Origin of the sequence: Stratiformator vulcanicus, from assembly GCF_007744515.1 — a bacterium.
In the GTDB taxonomy this organism is placed as follows: domain Bacteria; phylum Planctomycetota; class Planctomycetia; order Planctomycetales; family Planctomycetaceae; genus Stratiformator; species Stratiformator vulcanicus.
This window is the reverse complement of sequence record NZ_CP036268.1, coordinates 2,794,550-2,813,069: the sequence shown is the minus strand read 5'-3', so window position 1 is coordinate 2,813,069 and position 18,520 is coordinate 2,794,550. Positions and strand designations below refer to the sequence as shown.

The window sequence follows — 18,520 nt, the reverse complement described above, 5'->3', positions numbered from 1 at the left end:
CGATCGATACTAAAGAGTCGATCCGGACTTACTTACCGATGCAGAACTTCGAGAAAACAACATCGAGGATGTCGTCGGTATAGGTTTCGCCGAGCATTTCGGCGATTGCGGTTAATGCTTCACGGATTTCGGCTGCGACGATTTCGTCCCCCGCGCCTGACTCTGCCGCGAGGATCGCACTTTGCACGCCGCTGAGCGCTCGCCGGACGGTATCTTCTGAGCGAGCCGCCGTTGCACCAATCATTTCCGTCCGCGTGCCTTGCCCTTTACTGATGATTTGGCCGATGCGATTTGTAAGATCGGCGAGAGTTCGTGGCTGATGAATCGAGACCACAGGCATTGTTTGACTGACATCATCCCGACCCGTCGCCGATGCGGCAACATCGCACTTCGTGCCGACAACCAAGAGCCGGTCCTGGTCGAATTGAGAGTCGCGACGAAGCTGATCATCGGCCTGACATTCAACCTCATCCAAGTCGGCCGGTACACACCACAAAATGAGATCGGCTCTGCGCAACTGCTCAAGTCGTAGCGTTTGAGCTTGCGTCGACAGGTCATCAATGCGGTGTTCCCAACCGGCGGTATCGACGATCTCGACGTTAAGTTCGCCGCAGGTGATTTGTGCGGAGAGGTAATCGCGTGTCGTGCCCGCGATCGGTGAAACAACGGCCTGCTCACGTCCGATCAGCGCATTGAACAGCGAACTTTTACCCGCGTTCGGTAGTCCTGCCAATACGACAACCGGTCTTGTGGCATCGGTCATGCGGCTGCCCGCGTCCGACGCGATTCGACTGAGAACTTGACTGGCGACACTAAGTCGGCTTGCGATGTCGTCGCGAGTAACGAATTCAATGTCTTCCTCGACAAAGTCCAAACCGGCTTCTAGGTCGCCAAGCAGTTCGATCAGGCTTTGTCGGACCGTTGCCAGCCGTCCCGATAGTCCGCCGGCAAGTTGCCGCAGGGCGATATCGAGCTCGTCCGGCGCCGTGGCATCAATGACGCCGAGCACTGCTTCTGCCTCTGTCAGGTCAAGCCGACCGGCCAGAAATGCGCGGAGGGTGAACTCGCCGGGGCGGGCCGGGCGGGCACCGTTGCGGCAAAGGGTCGTCACAATAAGTTCAAGAAGCGGCGGTGAGCCGAACGTGTGAAACTCCGCCGCCGGTTGGCCGGTAAAGCTCCGCCGCGTCGGCCAATAGTGAAGGGCCGTGGGAAGATCGACCTGAGTATCAGCTAGGCGAAGTCGACCGGGAATGCGCTTCGGCCCGGCGACATCGTTCAGCTTCGTTCCGTCGGTTGCTCGAAAGCACTTCGAAACGACGTCGACCAAACCCGGTCCGGACGCCCGCACGATTCCGCGAATTGCACGTCCCGCCGGGGAAGCGACCGCCGCAATGACGTCATCGAGATCGATTCGCATCGGATCAGCCCGAACGCGATGCCGTGAACAAAAACATTAGCGAGGTGATTTAGACTTTTTGCGTCGGCCTCCACCGCCACCGGACTTGCCGTCGTTGCGTCCTCGGCCATTGTTTCGACCTCCGCTGTCGCTCAATTCGGCTTCGCGCTTTGCTTCGTCGACGCTTTCGAGAAGTTTCGACCAGAAACTCTTCGGCTTTTTCGCTTTCTCTTTCGCGAATTTATTCACCGGCGCATCGTCAGACTCCGCCGGCGGATCATCAGGTTTACGGTGCTTCGCCAGCAACTTTCGCTCGGCCACGCTCCACAAACTCGAGGAGATAAAGTAAACGCACAGCCCGGCCGGCACGTGATAAAAGAAGAAGCCCATGAAGAGCGGCATGACGCTCATCATTTTATACTGCATCTCCTGCTCAGGAGATGTCGCCGGCGGCATAAACAATTTCTGCTGGAAGTAGAACAACACGACCGTGATGATCGGCAGCAAATTAAATGCGGATGTATTAAGAATCGGCAATTCGAACGGAAGGTGAAACAATTGGTCGGGCGCGGCGAGATTGTCGATGTAAAAGAAGTGCGCCATCCGCAGATCGACAGAGTTATTTAAGGCGGAATACAGACCGATAAAGATCGGTAATTGCAGCACGATCGGCAGGCATCCCGCGATCGGATTGATGCCTTCTTTGGCGAACAGTTCCATTTGCGCCCGGCCGAGCTTCTCCCGATCTTCGCCGTACTTCTTTTTGAGTTCTTCAATCTTCGGCTGCAAATCCTTCATGCGTGCGGCGCTGATGGCTTGCTTCCGAGACAGCGGGAACATCGCCGATCGAACCAGCACCGTCATGCAGATAATCGCGAAACCGTACGGAATGCCGACGTCGTGCAGGAAATGCAGCAGGTAGAGCATCGCCTCGCTGACGAACCAGAACCAACCGAGGTCCATGACGGAACCAGCGCCGAGAGGCTTAAGAAGGTCCTTGCGCTGCGGTCCGGCATAAAGGGTAAAGCGGTGAATTTTTTCGCCGTTCGGCGGCAGGTCGATATCGACCGATCGCATCCGCAGGCTGATATCGCTTTTTGCCGCTTTCTTGTCGTCCGCGGTGATTAGATCAGGTACCGTCCGGTCAATGATCGGCATTTCCGCAGCGGTCACGCCGTCGGGCCGCGTCGGAAATACCAACGCGACGAAATACTGAATCTCGACACCGGCGTACCGCAGAGGGTCGGTCCAATCGTCCGTCGGCGGGGCCTGACCGGCAACCAGCGCTTCGCGCACGGCATCGGCTCTCTCAACGACGGCGCCCGCGCTGAACTGCACGTCGTTAAATCCGCCATCCGGTTCAATGAAGCCCAACTCCAAGTCGCGGTACTTGCTGGTGTGAGCTTCATTTTCCAGCGGCAGTCCAGTTGGCCCCTGCAATTCGTAGCGAACTGACGTCTGCCCGCCGGTCAAATTTCGAAACTGCAATGCGGAGTCGACAAGGTAGCCTGCCGGAACTTTATCCCGCTGCGCTTCCGTCGGGCCTGATTCCGGGATTTCATCGACATCGACGCCGCGGCGAAGAACATACCGCTTGCGGACTTCGAAAGAGCCGTCGGGCGACTTGAGGCCGAGGACAACGCCACGTGTGATGTTCGGGCTTTGCTCGTCCTTGATGCGCTCAATGACCTTCCAGTCGATCGACTGCGTCCGTTCGTCATTTGGCAACTGGGCATTGATCAAGGGGATGTCTGTGGCGAGTGTCGGAACATCGGCCGCGTTCGTACCGACAACACGGAGCGAGCGTTTCCGGTCATCAAGATCGCGATAGCGCGGATCGTTGAGTTCGACCGACTCGACCGCGGCGCCGCGCGAGGTCACGTTGACCCGCATGAAATAACCCGAGTTCGGGTCGAGTGAACCGAGACTGATGATTTCGTTGGGATGATCGGGCAACCCGGCCGGCCGCGCGGGTTGTTGCCCCGGTCGCAGTGCCTCGACCGGCGGACGGGCCGCCAGTTCGGGGGCTTCCACCTCGGCGGGCTTGTTTCGATTCGGCACGGGCGCAGGCCGGATGTAAGTCCAGACGAGCAGAAATGCGCACGAAATGACCATGAAAAGCACAAGGCGCTTTTGATGATCCATACTCTTCACCAAGTAGATTTTAATGTCGCCACGTACGACGGGAGGAAAGACGCAGGTTCAGCGGCACTATCGGGTCTATAAAGTACGCTGACGCTAATGAGGACTACCGGCCGTCGACGAGGCGGTCACCAAGGAAGTTATCGAGGTCCGCGATGTCGTAAATCTTTTTTCGAGTGGTTTCCAGCGGGTATTCGATCCGCCGAAAGGTCACGGTGCGATCGTCAACGGTCACATACTGCGCTCGCGGATCACCGTTTCGAGGCTGACCAACCGAACCGACGTTGACCAACGCTTTGGCGTCGGACAGTTCGAACCGAAAGTCGGTCTCTTCCGGGGCTACGAAATCGAGGTCCGCGGTGAACACGCCCGCGATGTGCGTGTGCCCTTGAAAACAGTAGCGATCGACGAGCCCGAAAATCTTTTCCATCTTACGCTGATTGTAGATGTCTTCCGGGAAGACATATTCATTAAGCGGGTTGCGGGCTGATCCGTGGACGAACAGGAAGTCCCCCTCCTTCTTCATGCGCGGCAAGCCGCTCAGAAACTCCCAACGCTCATCGGCACTCGGCCCGCGGTCCGACTCCAATATCTTTCGCGTCCAGAAAATGGCTCGTTCGGCCCCGGCGTTGAAGCCCTCGGGGTCGAACAGCGCCGCCTGATCGTGATTTCCCAGCAGCGTCATGTTGCTGGCCTTCATCACGCGATCAATGCAAGCGATCGGATCGGGGCCGTAACCGATGATATCGCCGAAGCAGTAAATTTCAGAAATATCCTGCGCTTCGATGTCGGCCAAAACCGCTTCGAGCGCCTCGAGATTTCCATGAATGTCGCTGATGAACGCCTTCAATGCCAAGCTTTCCTGTCGACGCGACCCGGCCTGTTCCCGCCGGACTGTCAGAGTGAACAATTCGGCGAATTGACGACTTTACCCCCGCGCCTATCTGTCAGCAACCGCGGTGCATTGGGGTATCGGTGATTCGATATTGACGATTCTGCCGGGTGCCCCGACGACGTTTCGGGAAAACAACCTGCGGACACCGACTTTTGTTGACCTCCGGCAACCCCGACGTAGGTTTCCCCAACCCCTCAACTGAAACAAATTGACAGCCGAACGGTGTCGTCCGGGCAATGAATGCTCCAACTGCGCTGCTTCGCTTCACCATCCGAAACTCACGAGACATTCGCAACAGGCGGTACTCGATCGGTCGGCTCGATTGCCGGCTCTTGCTAATCGGCTGCACAACCGCCGCAGAGGGGAACCAATGAAAAACACAGAAGGCTCGCTGCTCGTCATCGACGATGACCGTGACCTCCGTGAAGCCATGGCCGACTATCTTCGCGGCCTCGGATATCGGGTCGAAACCGCTTGCGATGCCCGCGAGGGTAAGGAACGGATGCGAGATTATCCGTTCGATCTTGTCGTCTGCGACGTCAGTCTGCCCGATGAAGACGGCTTCAAAGTGCTCGAGTGGGCCACCGAAAACGTTCCCGACACCCTCTTCGTTCTGCTCACCGGTTACGGCACGATCGAAGGAGCGGTCGACGCTATTCGACTGGGTGCATTCGATTATCTGACCAAGCCGCTGATCGACGAAGAACTTTCGCTGGCGATTCGTCGGGGAATCGAACGACGACAAATTGCGTCCGAAAACCGCTCATTACGGCAGCAACTCGACGAGCGGTTCGGCCTCGGGAAGATCGTCGGTCGCGACTTCAAAATGCAGCGGATGTTCGACTTGATCGAATCGGTCGCCGACACCCGGACGACGGTCCTCATCCTCGGCGAAAGCGGCACCGGCAAAACGATGACCGCCCGCGCTGTGCATCAACTCAGCGACCGACGCGACCAGCCGTTCGTGGAAGTCGCGTGCGGAGCGCTTCCGGAAAATCTGTTGGAAAGCGAACTGTTCGGCCACGTCAAAGGCTCGTTTACCGGAGCCAACAACGACAAGGACGGCAAATTCCTGCAGGCCGATGGCGGAACGCTCTTTCTCGACGAGATCGCGACGGCATCGCCGGGACTGCAAATCAAACTCTTGCGGGCCATTCAGGATCGCGAGTTCGAAGCGGTCGGCGGAGACAAGACTCACAAGGTCGACGTCCGGCTCATTCTTGCGACGAATGCTGATCTGGAAGAGATGGTGCGGAAAGGAGAATTCCGGGAGGACCTCTACTACCGCATCAACGTCATTTCGATGACCCAGCCGCCACTCCGCGAACGGATCGGAGATATCCCGTTACTCGCCGAGCACTACCTGTCCCATTTCCGCGAACAGTCGGGTCGCGACGTCAAAGGCTTTGACGAGTCAGCCTTGCGGTTGCTCCAAAGCTACAAGTGGCCCGGAAACGTCCGCGAATTAGTCAACGTTGTCGAACGGGCGGTCGTGCTTGCTCGCCGCGACGTGATCAGTGCGGCCGACCTGCCGGAGTCTCTGCGTAAAGAGGATTCCTCTCGCACTCTGACGGCCGGTACCCAATCCGCCGGCTCCCTCAAGGCCAAAATGGCCGAGCCGGAACGCCAATTGATCATCGACGCCCTCAATTCCAACGGATGGAACCGACAGGCCACGGCCAAGACACTCGGCATCAACCGCACGACGCTGTACAAAAAGATGAAGCGGTACAAGATCGAGTTCGAGGAGGAGATGGCCCGCGAATCGGCCATGAGCTAGGCTCCGCACACAATTCGATGCTTCAAGACGAGCGAGGCAGAAGTCTCGCTCGTTTTTTTGCGCGACGGGAAAACGCAGCTATCGGGCTGCACCATCGTACGATACGACGAGATCTTTCGAGGTGCTTAACAATTCCGCTGATTTCGCCGCGCCAATGCCAGTCGGACCGGTGCCCTACTTCGACTTTCGCGGGATCGCGATCGAGTAAAGCACGACGACCGCTCCGATCGACAGCAGTGCAAATGAAACCCAGTCGGGTGGCTCGAAAATGGTTTCCGTGAACCCGCTGATCGTGTCGGTCCGCTGATACATCATGTGCGTGTACCACGGTCGGCCCTGACTCGACACCGCCGTATCGGCAAAGACGTTGGGATTGAGCACGAGTCGATCGACCCCGAGCAAAATGGCTCCGCAGAGGGAGATGAAAAGGCCGGTCGAAAAAAAGATGGCGCGGATCATGATTCGAGCGTCTCTTGTGTCGCAGACGGGGGGTCGGCGATCAGTCTGTCGATCAGTTCCGTCTTGATGCACTCTTTCCGGGCCTCATGCTCGCTCTTTCTCAACATCGTCTGTCCGGTCCGAAAACTTCGGTCCCGAACGATCGGCCCGCAGGGTCGCCTTGAGCAGCGGCTATTGCGCGGGCTCCGTCATCCCGATAATCGAAACAGTTGTCCGACTCAGCCGAGAATGTCGCAGCAGGCCGAGACGCTGGCTCGAAAAGGCGCGTGCCGCTACAGTCGCCGACTGGTCGAAATCTGAACTGACCGGCGGCTGCATTCGATGTTCCGCCGGCCTCTTGAAGCTGCTGAAGGAACTACGCGTGGAAGCGAAAATTGTATTACTGCCGGGCGACGGCATCGGTCCGGAGATCGTTGCGGTTGCGGAGAAATGTCTCGGAGCCGTGGCCGATCAATTTGGTCACCAATTCCATTTGCAGTCCGCGTTGATCGGCGGGATCGCGATTGACCAGACCGGAACGGCTTTGCCTGACGAAACGCTCGAAGTGTGCAAAGCGGCCGATGCGGTGTTGCTCGGAGCCGTCGGCGGACCGAAGTGGGATGATCCGACGGCGAGCGTTCGGCCCGAACAGGGGCTTCTGAAGATTCGAAAGGAAATGGGGTTATACGCCAATCTCCGCCCGATCCGCACCTACGAATCACTGCTGGATGCGTCGCCGCTTAAGAACGAAATCGTTCGCGGGACCGACATCTTGTTTTTTCGCGAATTGACCGGCGGCATCTATTTCGGGAATTCGGGCCAACGAGAAGAAAATGGCGAAGAGCTCGTCTTCAATGAGATGGCTTACCGCCCCAGTGAGATCGAACGCATCGTGCGGCTGGCCGGCGAAGCCGCCCGCAAGCGCCGTGAGAAAGTGACTTCAGTCGACAAAGCCAACGTATTGGAGGTGTCTCGGCTGTGGCGACGGGTCGCGGCCTCGGTCATGAAAGAAGAGTTCTCCGATGTCGAATACGACGTTGTGCTGGTCGACGCGATGGCAATGCATTTGCTCTCGCGGCCACGCGACTTCGACGTCGTCGTCACGGGCAATTTGTTCGGTGACATCCTGACCGACGAAGCGTCCATGTTGACCGGATCACTGGGATTGCTTCCCTCGGCTTCAATCGGATCTGACGGCCCGGGGCTTTACGAACCGATTCACGGATCGGCCCCGGACATTGCGGGCAAAGGCATTGCCAACCCGCTCGCGACATTGCTCGCCGTCGCCATGCTGCTGCGGCATTCGCTCGCGCTCGAAACCGAAGCCACGGCCATTGAGAACGCGGTTGATGGCGTTCTTGAGGCAGGACATCGCACGGCCGATCTGGCCCGCGGCGGACCATCGATCGGCACCCAGGAGATGGGGCAACTCGTGATTGATGCCCTGAGCCGCTGAGCAATCAATTGGGCCTCAGATCACTCGGCCACGAGGTATTGCACGCTGAAGAGTTCCTCGGGATCGGTCCAGATTTCGTCGACCCGCAGCCCGGCTTCGGCAGCTAATTTCGCAAAGCTGTCGAACGTGAATTTTCGCGAACTCGAAACGTGGATCGACTCGCCTTCGCTGAATTCGATTTCGGTGTCGTCGATGCTGACGCATTGATTCGCTGTCGAAACCATGCACATGTCGATTCGGCCGTGTTCTTCGACGAACTCGGCGCGGTACTCAAACCGGTCGACGTCGAAATCCGCATCAAGCTCCATATTGGCTCGTTGGAGAATGTTGCCGATGAAGGCCGCCGTGACTCCTTGGGAGTCATCGTATGCAGGCAGAATGATTTCCGGAGACTTGAGCAGATCGACGCCGATAATCAGCCCGCCATGCGTACCGAGTTCGGTCGTGAAGGCTCGCAGCATATCGACCGCTTCACTGCGCTCGAAATTCCCGATTGTCGAACCGGGGAAGAACCCGACGCGGTGCCTTGTCCCGCTCAATTCCGACGGAAGTGGGAACGGCTTGGTGAAATCGGCGGCGATGGGGTCGATTCGCAGTTGCGGATAATCCCGCTGTAACTCGTCGTTGACGTAGCCGAGATACTCCGCGGAGATATCAACCGGAACGTAGCTGAAGAGGCGGTCTTCGATGCCTTCGAGCAGCAAACGAATCTTCTCGCTGCTCCCGCTGCCGAATTCAATGAGCACGGAGCCGTCAGGCACCAATGAACGCAATTCGGGCAACCGGCGGCGCAGAATCGCCTTCTCGGTGCGCGTCGGGTAGTACTCGGGAAGTTCGCAGATCTGATCGAAAAGTGCGGAGCCTCTGTCGTCGTACAAATGTTTCGGTGGCAGCGATTTTTCCGGTCGCGATAAACCAGCGACGATGTCATCGCGAAATGTATCGTGATCGGCAGCGAGCGTGAGTCGAGCGTCGGCATCCATGAAAACGTGTTTCATCCTGATTTGAGACGAGCGCAGGCTGCAATCGGTGTGGGCGATCAACAGTAACGCCGAGTTTGCTATCTACGGGGAAGTAGACCCCAACGAGGACGTTCCAAAATTCGGTAAGAAGTTCATGCAGGAACAAAATCATTCGACTGATCTCCGACCGGATTCCAAAACCGAACGGATTGTAATGCTCGGAGCGGGTCATGCGACCCTTGAAATAATCAAACGGTGGAAAACATTCGAATCCGTGGATGCGAGTTTGACGCTTATCTCTTCATGCGGACACGCGACGTATAGCGGAATGCTTCCGGCAACGTTGGCGGGGTTGCATCGGCAAGAAGTGCTGAATATTCCGCTGGAACCGCTTTGTCGAGACGCCGGAGTCGACTTTGTTCAGGCGAACGTCGACAAAATCGACACGATGTCTCGTCAGATCATCACGGACAAAAACCGCATCGCGTACGACTTCGCGGTCATTTCGATCGGCTCGGATACTGTCGATCCGCAGGCACTGGCGAAAGCCAAACATGTCGTTGCCGTTCGACCAATGCCAAATTTCGTAGAGCGGTTTGGCTCGGCCATCGAGTCGAATGGCCAAAGCCGATTTCAGGCGTTTCCTTTCCCCCGGTTGTGAAGAGGTAGTGACATACCCTATGAATAAGTGAATTCAGATGTTTGACAGGGCGGATAATGCGAAAGCTCAGGCGGAGTGCTTTTCAAGTCGCGATGATGCTTGCAGTCGCCGGCAATTCGTGGGCCGACGACGTGCGGTTCAACCGCGACATCCGACCGATTTTGAGCGACAATTGCTTTCAGTGTCACGGCCCCGATGCCGCAGCCCGCGAAGCCGAATTGCGGCTCGACATCCGGGAAGAGGCCGTCGCCGCACTGGCTCCGGGCCGACCGGAGAAATCGGCCGTGCTGGAGCGCGTGACGGCCAAAGACGAGTGGACGGTCATGCCCCCGCCCGAGACGCACAAGAGCGTCTCCAAAGCCGAGGCGGAGCTCCTTCGCCGGTGGATCGCTGACGGTGCGGAGTACGAGCCGCACTGGTCGTTCCTCAAACCGGAGCGGATTGATCCTCTTCAATTCGGCAACCGGAATAATGGAGATAACTTACAGCATCCGATTGATCGATTCGTACAAGCACGACTGGCCGACAAAGGTCTCGCGCCGTCGCCCGAAGCCGATCGCCCCACCCTGCTGCGACGCGTCACATTGACCCTGACGGGACTCCCACCGACCCCCGCGGCGGTCGAATCATTTGTCAATGACCCGGCTCCGACCGACGTCGCGTATGAGCGGGTCGTTGATCGGCTGCTTGCTTCGCCGCGTTACGGCGAGCACATGGCCTATCCGTGGCTTGACGCCGCCCGTTATGCCGACAGCGACGGCTACGAGAGTGACCCGCTTCGTAACATGTGGCCGTGGCGCGACTGGGTTGTCGAGGCTCTTAATAACAACAAACCGTATGACGAATTCGCGATCGAACAACTTGCGGGGGACTTGCTCCCGGAGGCCACGCTTAAGCAACAGTTGGCAACCGGGTTTAATCGCAATCACCGCAACAACAACGAGGGCGGCACGATCGGCGAAGAATGGCGGATCGAATACGTCGCCGACCGAGCCGAGACGACGGCGACTGTGTTTCTCGGCCTGACTTGGGGCTGTGCTCGCTGTCACGATCACAAGTACGACCCGATCTCTCAGGCCGATTACTACCGACTGTTCGCGTTCTTCAACAACGTACCCGAAATCGGCAAGGCCTTCGGTGGACGCAATGCCCCACCCATGCTGAACGTCTCCCGTCTCGAAGACATTGAAGAATTCGAAGCGACTAACGAAGCCCTGCAGCCGCTCGAAGAACAACTCACGCACGTCAATCAGACCGACGAATTCGAAACCCGCCTGATCGACTGGTTCAACTGCCTCGACCGCAAGTCGTTCGCAAACCTTCCCGACTCCGTCGTGAGAACGCCGCCCGAAGACTGGGACAAAAAGCAGATCGCAAGTGCGCGCAAACATTTCTTGGAGCATGTCGATCCGGCCGGTCGACTGCTCGCGGCTCAAGCGATCCCGCTGCGGAAGAAACGCGATCGACTTCAATCGACCGGCGCGAAAGTCATGGTGATGGCGGAGATGGATAAGCCGCGCGAGACGCATTTATTGAAGCGGGGGGCTTGGGATCAGCCGGGGCAGCGCGTTTCTGCGAAGACACCCGATTGGCTGCCGCCGATGAAAGAGCAATGGCCCGACAACCGGCTCGGCCTCGCAAAGTGGATCGTCGATCGGGACAACCCGCTGACAGCGCGAGTCGCGGTGAACCGGCTATGGGCACATCACTTCGGATCTGGATTAGTCCGCACAATGGACGACTTTGGTCTGCAGGGAGCAACGCCCACGCATCCCGAACTGCTCGACTGGCTTGCCGTCGAGTTCATCGACACCGGCTGGAACACGAAGGCGATGCACCGATTAGTCGTCACGAGTCACACCTTCCGGCAGACATCGCGAGTCACGCCTGAGCAATTAAAGCTCGATCCCGAGAATCAGTTCCTCGCCCGTGGTCCGCGGTACCGGCTACCCGCGCAGGTGATTCGTGATCAAGCACTCTTCGCCGGAGGCTTAATCGTCGAGAAGGCCGGCGGGCCACCGGTGAAGCCGTATCAACCGGTCGGCCTTTGGAAAGAGATTGTGAAGGGCAGCCCGACTTACAAGCGCGACGACGGAGACGCCCTTTATCGGCGAAGTCTCTATACGTTCTGGCGACGTGCGGTGAAACCGCCACTCATGGTGTTGCTCGATGCCAATGAGCGGGATGTCTGCACAATCGGCCAAAAGCGGACCAATACGCCGCTGCAGGCGCTGCTGATGCTTAACGACGTCACATTCGTTGAAGCGGCCCGCGGCCTCGGTGGGCGGATGCTGAAAGAAGCCGGACCGCGCGACACCGAACGAGCGAAATTCGCCTTTCGGGCCGTCCTGGGACGCGATCCCGATCAGGGAGAACGTGCGATTCTTGTCGACGCTCTTCAGGGCTTTCGCGACCGTTTTCGCGAAGAGCCCGAGGCGGCGAAGAAATTGATTGCGGTCGGCGAATCCTCTGCCGATTCCACTTTGGAGCCGACGGAACTCGCCGCACAAACCGCAATTGCCAGGCTGATCATGAACCTTGACGAAGCGGTGACGTTTGAATGAATCAGCCAATCATCAATCAGTTTGAATCACACTTAAATGCCGTAAGCCGGCGGCACTTTCTTTCGTCAAGCGCGATGGGCATTGGAAGCGCAGCGCTCGCGGGGCTTCTCAACGAAAGTGCGTCCGCGAGCAACGTCTCGACGGGCCAATTCAGTCGCGATGAATTCGGAGGAATCAACGGTATTAGAGATATCGCCCCGAAGGCGAAGCAGGTCATCTACCTGTTTCAATCAGGGGGACCGTCTCAAATCGAGTTGTTCGATCACAAACCGGGGCTCGAAGCACGATTCGGTCAGAACATTCCCGACAGCGTCCGTATGGGTCAACGATTAACCGGCTTTACCAATAAGCAGAAGACGTTGCCGGTCGCCCCCTCGAAATACCAATTTAAGAAGCGAGGCGACAGCGGAGCGACGGTCAGTGAACTGCTTCCGCACATCGGCTCCGTCGCTGATGATCTCTGTTTTATTAAATCGGTCTATACTGAAGCGATTAATCACGACCCGGCACGAACTTTCATCCAAACGGGAGCCCAACTCGCGGGGCGGCCCAGCATGGGGACGTGGGTTACGTACGGACTCGGCAGCGAGTGCCACGACCTGCCGTCGTTCATGGTGCTTACATCGATCGGTAGTTGTAAGCGGACGCCGCAGCCGGTTTCGAGCCGCCTGTGGGGCAGCGGGTTTTTGCCTTCCGAATATCAGGGCGTCAAACTTCAGTCGGTCGGTGACCCGATCTTATATGTCTCTAATCCCGAAGGTGTCGACCGCGGGTTGCAGGGGCGAACGATCGACGGACTCTCCGCTCTCAACGATCTCCACAGCTCGCGCATGGGCGACCCGGAAATCGAGGCCCGCACGAAACAGTATGAAATGGCGTTCCGCATGCAGATGTCGGTACCGGACCTGACCGACATTAATGACGAACCGGCTTCGACATTCGAGCTCTACGGTGACGATGCTAAGCAGCGAGGCACGTTCGCCGCGAATTGCCTGCTGGCCCGCCGGATGGTCGAGCGAGGTGTGCGTTTCGTCCAGCTTTATCACAACGGCTGGGACCATCATCAAAACATTCCCCGCGACCTACCTTTAATGTGCGGTGACGTCGATCGGGCTTCGGCGGCCTTAATTAAGGACCTCAAGCAGCGTGGAATGCTTGATGAGACGTTAGTTATCTGGGGCGGTGAGTTCGGCCGCACGGTCTTTACCGAGGGGGCACTCACCCGCGAGAAATACGGTCGCGATCATCACGGTCGCTGCTTTACGATGTGGATGGCTGGTGGCGGCATCAAGCCGGGCACGACCTATGGCGCGACCGACGATTATTCTTACAACGTGGCCGAGAACCCGGTCCACGTACATGACTTGCAGGCCACGATCCTGCATCTGCTGGGCATCGATCACACGCGGCTGAGCTATCGCTACCAAGGTCGCGACTTCCGGCTGACCGATGTGCACGGGCATGTCGTGAAGGGGATTATTTCGTGAATTTCCCTGGTCCTTTCGGTCAAGTGGATTCGCCCGACATCCGGTCGGGTAAGGTTGAGCTACGAAGTGAATGACGATGGTCGCGCCATTCATCAATACGAAAGAAAACTGGCAAATCGGGCGAAATACTGTAATGTGTCGGGGGGAGAGCCTTTGCCGTTCTACTTGAACTTCGCGGCTAGCCTCGTCCGATTCCTCAATGTGCAAGACTGTGCTTCTGATTGTCGACCGGAATCTGGTTGATTAGTAGAGCATTGTCGGAGCCTTTCGCCTTTCATTAGACATCAGGTCAACTCAATGCCAATTCATCGTCGGACGTTTCTTCGAGGAAGCAGTGTTGCGTTGGCCCTGCCGATGCTCGACGCCATGCAGCCGAGGTCTGCGACGGCAGCAGCCAAGGAAGACGAGCAACCACGTCGGATGGTGTGCATCAACACACCGCTTGGTTACCTCCCGAGCGACTTCTTTCCCGAGACTGCCGGGAAAAACTACGAGTCGACCCGCTATCTGAAGTCCCTCGATGACCTCCGTGGTGACTTCACGGTTTTCTCCGGCGTTTCCCACCCGGACGTCTCCGGTGGTCACCACGCGGCGCATTCCTATTTGACGGCGGCACCGGGCCCCGGCGGGTCGAGCTTTCGCAATACGATTTCGCTTGACCAGTATATTGCCGAACGGTTGCCGCCCGAGACCCGCTACAACTTTTTGACGCTCGCAGTCGGAAGCGATGCTCGCAGCGGCCTCTCATGGACCTCCGGCGGTGTGCGAATCCCTCCGGTGAGCAGCCCGGCCAACCTCTACGCGAAACTCTTCCTCCAGGGAAAAAAGGACAGCGTTGCGCGACAGGTCCGATCGTTGCAGGACGGCCAGAGCATCATGGATGTCATCATGGAACGCGCGAAGAGGATGGAGCGTTCGCTGGGAGCTGGCGACCGAGCCAAACTTGACGAATACTTTACTTCGGTACGTACGCTCGAAGAGCGACTAAAGCAAAACGAAGAATGGGTCCACACTCCAAAGCCGAAGGTAAAGATGTCGAAACCGGAAAATCCGGACGACCGGAGTGTTGTTTATGGCAGGACGGAATTATTTCTTGACCTCATTCACCTCGCCATTCAAACCGATTCGACACGCGTCATTGCGATAGAGGTCGGAAGTGGCGGTCGACCGCCAATTAAAGGCGTCAGCATGGAGCACCACAACTTGACGCACCACGGCAAAGATCCGACCAAGATCGAGCAGTTAAAGTTGATCGAAGACGAAGAGATGAAAGTCATGGCCCGCTTTTTGAAGAAAATGAAAGCGACGAGTGAGAAGGGAGAGACCTTGCTCGATCGGACCATGATTCAATATGGCAGCAACATCGGGAACGCCGCGGCGCACAGTAATACCAATATTCCGATGATTCTTGCCGGGGGAGGTTTCAAGCATCAAGGGCACTTGGCTTTCGACAATCAGAAGAATACGCCGCTATCTAATTTGTACGTTTCAATGCTTCAGAGGCTGGGTTTTGAAACCGACAGCTTTGGTTCGAGTACCGGCACCATGTCGGGCCTCGAAATGACTACCTGAGCCAAGCCTGCGGAGTTGGCCGCTCGCCGCGATGCACTTCCGACCTATTTGTATTAATTGACCTCTCTTTCGATCTCATCTTATGAACCGCATCGTACTCGGCGCATTCGTCCTCCCTATTCTATTAATGCAGCCGATCGAGGCGGCCGACGACTTCGATAAACTCAGCCAAGGTCGTCTACGTAATTTCTTCAGCACTCATTGCATGGTATGTCATGGTCCCGACCAAGCGGAGGTCGGACTTCGGCTCGACGAGTTGGATTTCAATTTAGGCGATCGCGAGACGCTGACTCGGTGGAATCATGTGCTCCGCCGAGTCCGGTCTGGGGAAATGCCGCCGCCGGAAATGCCGGCCCCCTCGCACGTCGAGAAAATTAGCGCTGTGAGGGTCATTGAATCCTCACTTCAACGTCACTCACGCGACCGGCGAAAACAGGAGGGACGCGTCGTCTTGCGGCGGCTCAATCGCTACGAATACCAATACACGATGCAGGACCTCCTTGGTATTCATCAGGAGCTTAAGTCCTGGTTGCCGGCTGATACGACCTCGCACGGATTTGACAACATCGGCGAAGCGCTTTCGTTCTCACCCGTGCTGCTGGAACGCTATGTCAACGCCGCCGATCTTGCTCTTAATGAAGCGATCGTCACGCACAAGCGTCCGGAATTAATGCAGGAGCGATTTCTGCCCAAAGAAGGGCGGCTGGGATACGCTCGGGAGAAGCACGGCACCGACATCATTCTCTTCACCGGAAATTATGGAATCACGTGGGGCGGCCGAGGGGAGTTCAACGCCCCAGCTTCCGGCGTCTATCGCTTTAAGTTCTCGACTTATCAACATCAGTCCAAAGGCGAGCTGTGCACGCTGGCGGTGAAGGCCGGGAATCTGATCGTGAAGACGGGAGACACCCAGCAGGTCGGGTTTTACGATGTCAAGCCGGAAGGCGATACGATCATTGAGTGTGATGTCCGCTTAAAGAGGGGGCAGACGATCGCCACCAACCCGCTCGACCTCGGCAATGCATATGTTAAGGATACGAGTAAGGTCACCAATCACGCGATCGGCGTCCGGTGGATGGAAGTCGAAGGGCCATTGCATGACCAATGGCCGCCACGAAGCCATCAACTATTGTTCGGAGATCTCGATATCAGCAAAGCGGCCGCACCTGACGTTCGCCCGGTGCTGATGCGTTTCGCCAAAAGAGCGTTTCGCCGACCCGTCACCGACGAAGAGGTCGACGACTTTGTCTCGCTTTCTCTCGAGCGGCTTGACGAGGGTTATTCATTTGAGGAGGCAATCCGCATCGGCCTTAAGGCGATTCTCTGCTCTCCGGAGTTCCTTTATTTGAAAGAGACACCCGGCGAGCTGGGCCCCTTCGAATTAGCGTCGCGGTTGTCGTATTTCCTGTGGAGCAGCATGCCCGACGAGCGACTGCTGGCAAAAGCGGCCGATGGTTCACTCCGGCAGCCGCGGGTGCTTCGTGCCGAAGCGGAGCGGATGCTGAGCGATCCGAAAGGGCAAAGGTTTACCGAGAACTTCACCGGTCAATGGCTTCAACTCAGGGAGATTGAAGAGACCAATCCCGACGGCAAACTCTATCCGGAGTACGACGCCTGGTTGCATGAGTCAGTTCTGAAGGAGAGCCATCTGTTCTTCAACGAGCTGCTCCAAAACAATTTGAGTGTGCTCAACTTCATTGACTCCGACTTCATCATGATGAATCGACGGCTCGCCCGACACTATCAATTGCAAGACCTTCCGGCCGGGCAAACGGCAGAGTTTGAGCGTGTTTCATTGCCGCCCGACAGCGTACGCGGCGGTGTCCTCACGCAGGCTGCCGTCCTCAAAGTGACCGCCGACGGCACGAGTACGTCCCCCATCCGACGCGGGACGTGGGTGTTGGAAAACATCCTCGGTCAGCAAGTTCCTCCGCCCCCTCCGACGGTCTCTGCAATCGAGCCGGACACCCGCGGTGCCAAGACCATCCGTGAGCAATTGGCGAAGCACCGCTCCGTCGAGTCGTGCAATGTTTGCCACCGGAAAATCGATCCGCCCGGATTCGCGTTGGAGCAGTTCGACCCCATTGGTCTTGAGCGGTCTTTCTATCGCACGCCATGGGGCAGCGTGGGCAAGAGAATCGGGAAGAGGTACTTCGGAGTGATGATGAAATTTAATGTCGGCCCGGACGTTGATGCCAGCGGGATCAGCTCCGACGGCGAACGCTTCTCCGACGTGCGAGAATTCAAAGAACTGCTATTACGCGAACCAAAACCGCTCGTGGAGTCTTTCGCCGAGAAACTGATGGTTTACGCCACCGGCGGCGTACTGGACTATCAAGGACAGGAGGAGGCGAGAGAGATCGTGGCCAATCTCGACAATGACAATTACCCATTCCGCTCTTTGCTCCATCAGGTCATTCAGAGCGACGCTTTCCGCAATAAATAGAGTGAATTGAATACCGAATCGCGGACAGAGTCGAGACTTGAATCGCGTTACGGTGTATCGACAGAATACGTCTCGGAGTTAGTCTCTTTGCTCGAGCCGAACGAATAAGATGCCAGCGTGTCGGCTGAAGTCGGTTCAGGTTTACGGTTCATGCAAACGCCAACGCCCACACCAACGCTTAACCGATACCGCAGCTATCTGCGGCTATTGGCGCGGCATCAACTGCATCGCCGATTGAAGACAAAGTTGGATGAGTCGGACATCGTGCAGATGACGATGCTCTACGCTCATGAGAATCGCGACCAATTTCGCGGTCAGTCCGAGCGAGAATTGCTCGCTTGGTTAAGACGAATTCTGACATCGACGGTCATCGATCAAGTCAGGCGTTTCGGCCACGGGAAGCGAGACGTCGAACTTGAAAGGTCGCTCCAGTTGGAACTCGATCGCTCAACGAATCGACTCACACAATGGTTGGCGATGGAGCGTCCCAGTCCCAGCCAGTTGATGATCAAGGACGAGCAGATCAGCGAGTTGTGCGTTGCGATTGAAAGCCTGCCGGAACAGCAGCGCTCTGCCATTATACTTCAGCGGCTTTATGGATTTTCGATCGATCAAATCGCCGAAGAGATGGGCAAATCGGAATCGGCCGTCGGCGGATTGCTGCGTCGGGCAATGAGAGGCCTCCGCGATCAACTCGGTCCACCAACATCTTGATTGACCA

At 57.2% G+C, this 18,520-nt stretch carries 13 protein-coding genes; 8 read left to right on the top strand and 5 right to left on the bottom strand.

From position 1 onward, the window contains the following. Positions 1-28: 28 nt before the first annotated feature. The 3 genes from Pan189_RS11015 to Pan189_RS11005 form a co-directional block, all read right to left on the bottom strand. Entirely contained in the window at positions 29-1,417 is a 1,389-nt protein-coding gene (locus Pan189_RS11015; protein WP_145363971.1) for a tRNA modification GTPase, read from the bottom strand. Positions 1,418-1,453: 36 nt separating this feature from the next. Next, entirely contained in the window at positions 1,454-3,541 is a 2,088-nt protein-coding gene (locus tag Pan189_RS11010) for a YidC/Oxa1 family insertase periplasmic-domain containing protein (protein ID WP_145363970.1), read from the bottom strand. Between the two features lie 103 nt (positions 3,542-3,644). Beyond that, entirely contained in the window at positions 3,645-4,388 is a 744-nt protein-coding gene (locus Pan189_RS11005) for a metallophosphoesterase family protein (RefSeq protein WP_145366154.1), read from the bottom strand. A gap of 415 nt (positions 4,389-4,803) precedes the next feature. On the opposite strand from Pan189_RS11005, the gene Pan189_RS11000 reads away from it, so the two are divergent. Then, positions 4,804-6,213, top strand: coding sequence for a sigma-54-dependent transcriptional regulator (locus Pan189_RS11000; protein WP_145363969.1), 1,410 nt, complete (start codon positions 4,804-4,806; stop codon positions 6,211-6,213). A 174-nt stretch (positions 6,214-6,387) separates the two neighbouring features. Here the strand turns inward: Pan189_RS11000 and Pan189_RS10995 are convergent, their stop codons facing one another. Beyond that, positions 6,388-6,672 (bottom strand): hypothetical protein, encoded by a 285-nt coding sequence (locus Pan189_RS10995; protein ID WP_145363968.1) that lies wholly within the window; start codon positions 6,670-6,672, stop codon positions 6,388-6,390. Positions 6,673-7,033: 361 nt separating this feature from the next. Between Pan189_RS10995 and leuB the strand changes: the two genes are divergently transcribed. Further along, positions 7,034-8,107 (top strand): 3-isopropylmalate dehydrogenase, encoded by a 1,074-nt coding sequence (gene leuB, locus Pan189_RS10990; protein WP_145363967.1) that lies wholly within the window; start codon positions 7,034-7,036, stop codon positions 8,105-8,107. Between the two features lie 20 nt (positions 8,108-8,127). Here leuB and egtD read toward each other — a convergent pair whose 3' ends face one another. Then, positions 8,128-9,105: an L-histidine N(alpha)-methyltransferase gene (egtD, locus tag Pan189_RS10985; protein ID WP_145363966.1), complete on the bottom strand. Its 978-nt coding sequence runs from the start codon at positions 9,103-9,105 to the stop codon at positions 8,128-8,130. Between the two features lie 292 nt (positions 9,106-9,397). Between egtD and Pan189_RS10980 the strand changes: the two genes are divergently transcribed. The 6 genes from Pan189_RS10980 (at position 9,398) to Pan189_RS10955 (ending at position 18,513) form a co-directional block, all read left to right on the top strand. Next, on the top strand, positions 9,398-9,730 hold the full coding sequence (locus tag Pan189_RS10980; RefSeq protein ID WP_145363965.1) for a hypothetical protein: 333 nt from the start codon (positions 9,398-9,400) through the stop codon (positions 9,728-9,730). A 95-nt stretch (positions 9,731-9,825) separates the two neighbouring features. Then, entirely contained in the window at positions 9,826-12,294 is a 2,469-nt protein-coding gene (locus Pan189_RS10975) for a PSD1 and planctomycete cytochrome C domain-containing protein (RefSeq protein WP_310820328.1), read from the top strand. Continuing rightward, entirely contained in the window at positions 12,291-13,781 is a 1,491-nt protein-coding gene (locus tag Pan189_RS10970) for a DUF1501 domain-containing protein (protein WP_145363963.1), read from the top strand. The genes Pan189_RS10975 and Pan189_RS10970 overlap by 4 nt, the downstream gene beginning before the upstream one ends. Positions 13,782-14,078: 297 nt before the next feature. Beyond that, positions 14,079-15,353 (top strand): DUF1552 domain-containing protein, encoded by a 1,275-nt coding sequence (locus Pan189_RS10965; RefSeq protein ID WP_145363962.1) that lies wholly within the window; start codon positions 14,079-14,081, stop codon positions 15,351-15,353. An 82-nt stretch (positions 15,354-15,435) separates the two neighbouring features. Continuing rightward, a complete protein-coding gene (locus Pan189_RS10960; RefSeq protein ID WP_145363961.1) occupies positions 15,436-17,799 on the top strand; it encodes a DUF1592 domain-containing protein in 2,364 nt (787 codons plus the stop codon). A gap of 150 nt (positions 17,800-17,949) precedes the next feature. Beyond that, positions 17,950-18,513, top strand: a complete 564-nt coding sequence (locus Pan189_RS10955) for a sigma-70 family RNA polymerase sigma factor (RefSeq protein WP_145363960.1) — start codon at positions 17,950-17,952, stop codon at positions 18,511-18,513. Positions 18,514-18,520 lie beyond the last annotated feature (7 nt).

Coding starts and splice junctions, on each gene's coding strand:
- Pan189_RS10995 (WP_145363968.1), bottom strand. CDS start 6,672: ATGATCCGCGCCATCTTTTTTTCGACCGGCCTTTTCATCTCCCTCTGC.
- Pan189_RS10980 (WP_145363965.1), top strand. CDS start 9,398: ATGCTTCCGGCAACGTTGGCGGGGTTGCATCGGCAAGAAGTGCTGAAT.
- Pan189_RS10975 (WP_310820328.1), top strand. CDS start 9,826: ATGCTTGCAGTCGCCGGCAATTCGTGGGCCGACGACGTGCGGTTCAAC.
- Pan189_RS11015 (WP_145363971.1), bottom strand. CDS start 1,417: ATGCGAATCGATCTCGATGACGTCATTGCGGCGGTCGCTTCCCCGGCG.
- Pan189_RS10965 (WP_145363962.1), top strand. CDS start 14,079: ATGCCAATTCATCGTCGGACGTTTCTTCGAGGAAGCAGTGTTGCGTTG.
- Pan189_RS10970 (WP_145363963.1), top strand. CDS start 12,291: ATGAATCAGCCAATCATCAATCAGTTTGAATCACACTTAAATGCCGTA.
- egtD (WP_145363966.1), bottom strand. CDS start 9,105: ATGAAACACGTTTTCATGGATGCCGACGCTCGACTCACGCTCGCTGCC.
- Pan189_RS10960 (WP_145363961.1), top strand. CDS start 15,436: ATGAACCGCATCGTACTCGGCGCATTCGTCCTCCCTATTCTATTAATG.
- Pan189_RS11000 (WP_145363969.1), top strand. CDS start 4,804: ATGAAAAACACAGAAGGCTCGCTGCTCGTCATCGACGATGACCGTGAC.
- Pan189_RS11010 (WP_145363970.1), bottom strand. CDS start 3,541: ATGGATCATCAAAAGCGCCTTGTGCTTTTCATGGTCATTTCGTGCGCA.
- Pan189_RS10955 (WP_145363960.1), top strand. CDS start 17,950: ATGCAAACGCCAACGCCCACACCAACGCTTAACCGATACCGCAGCTAT.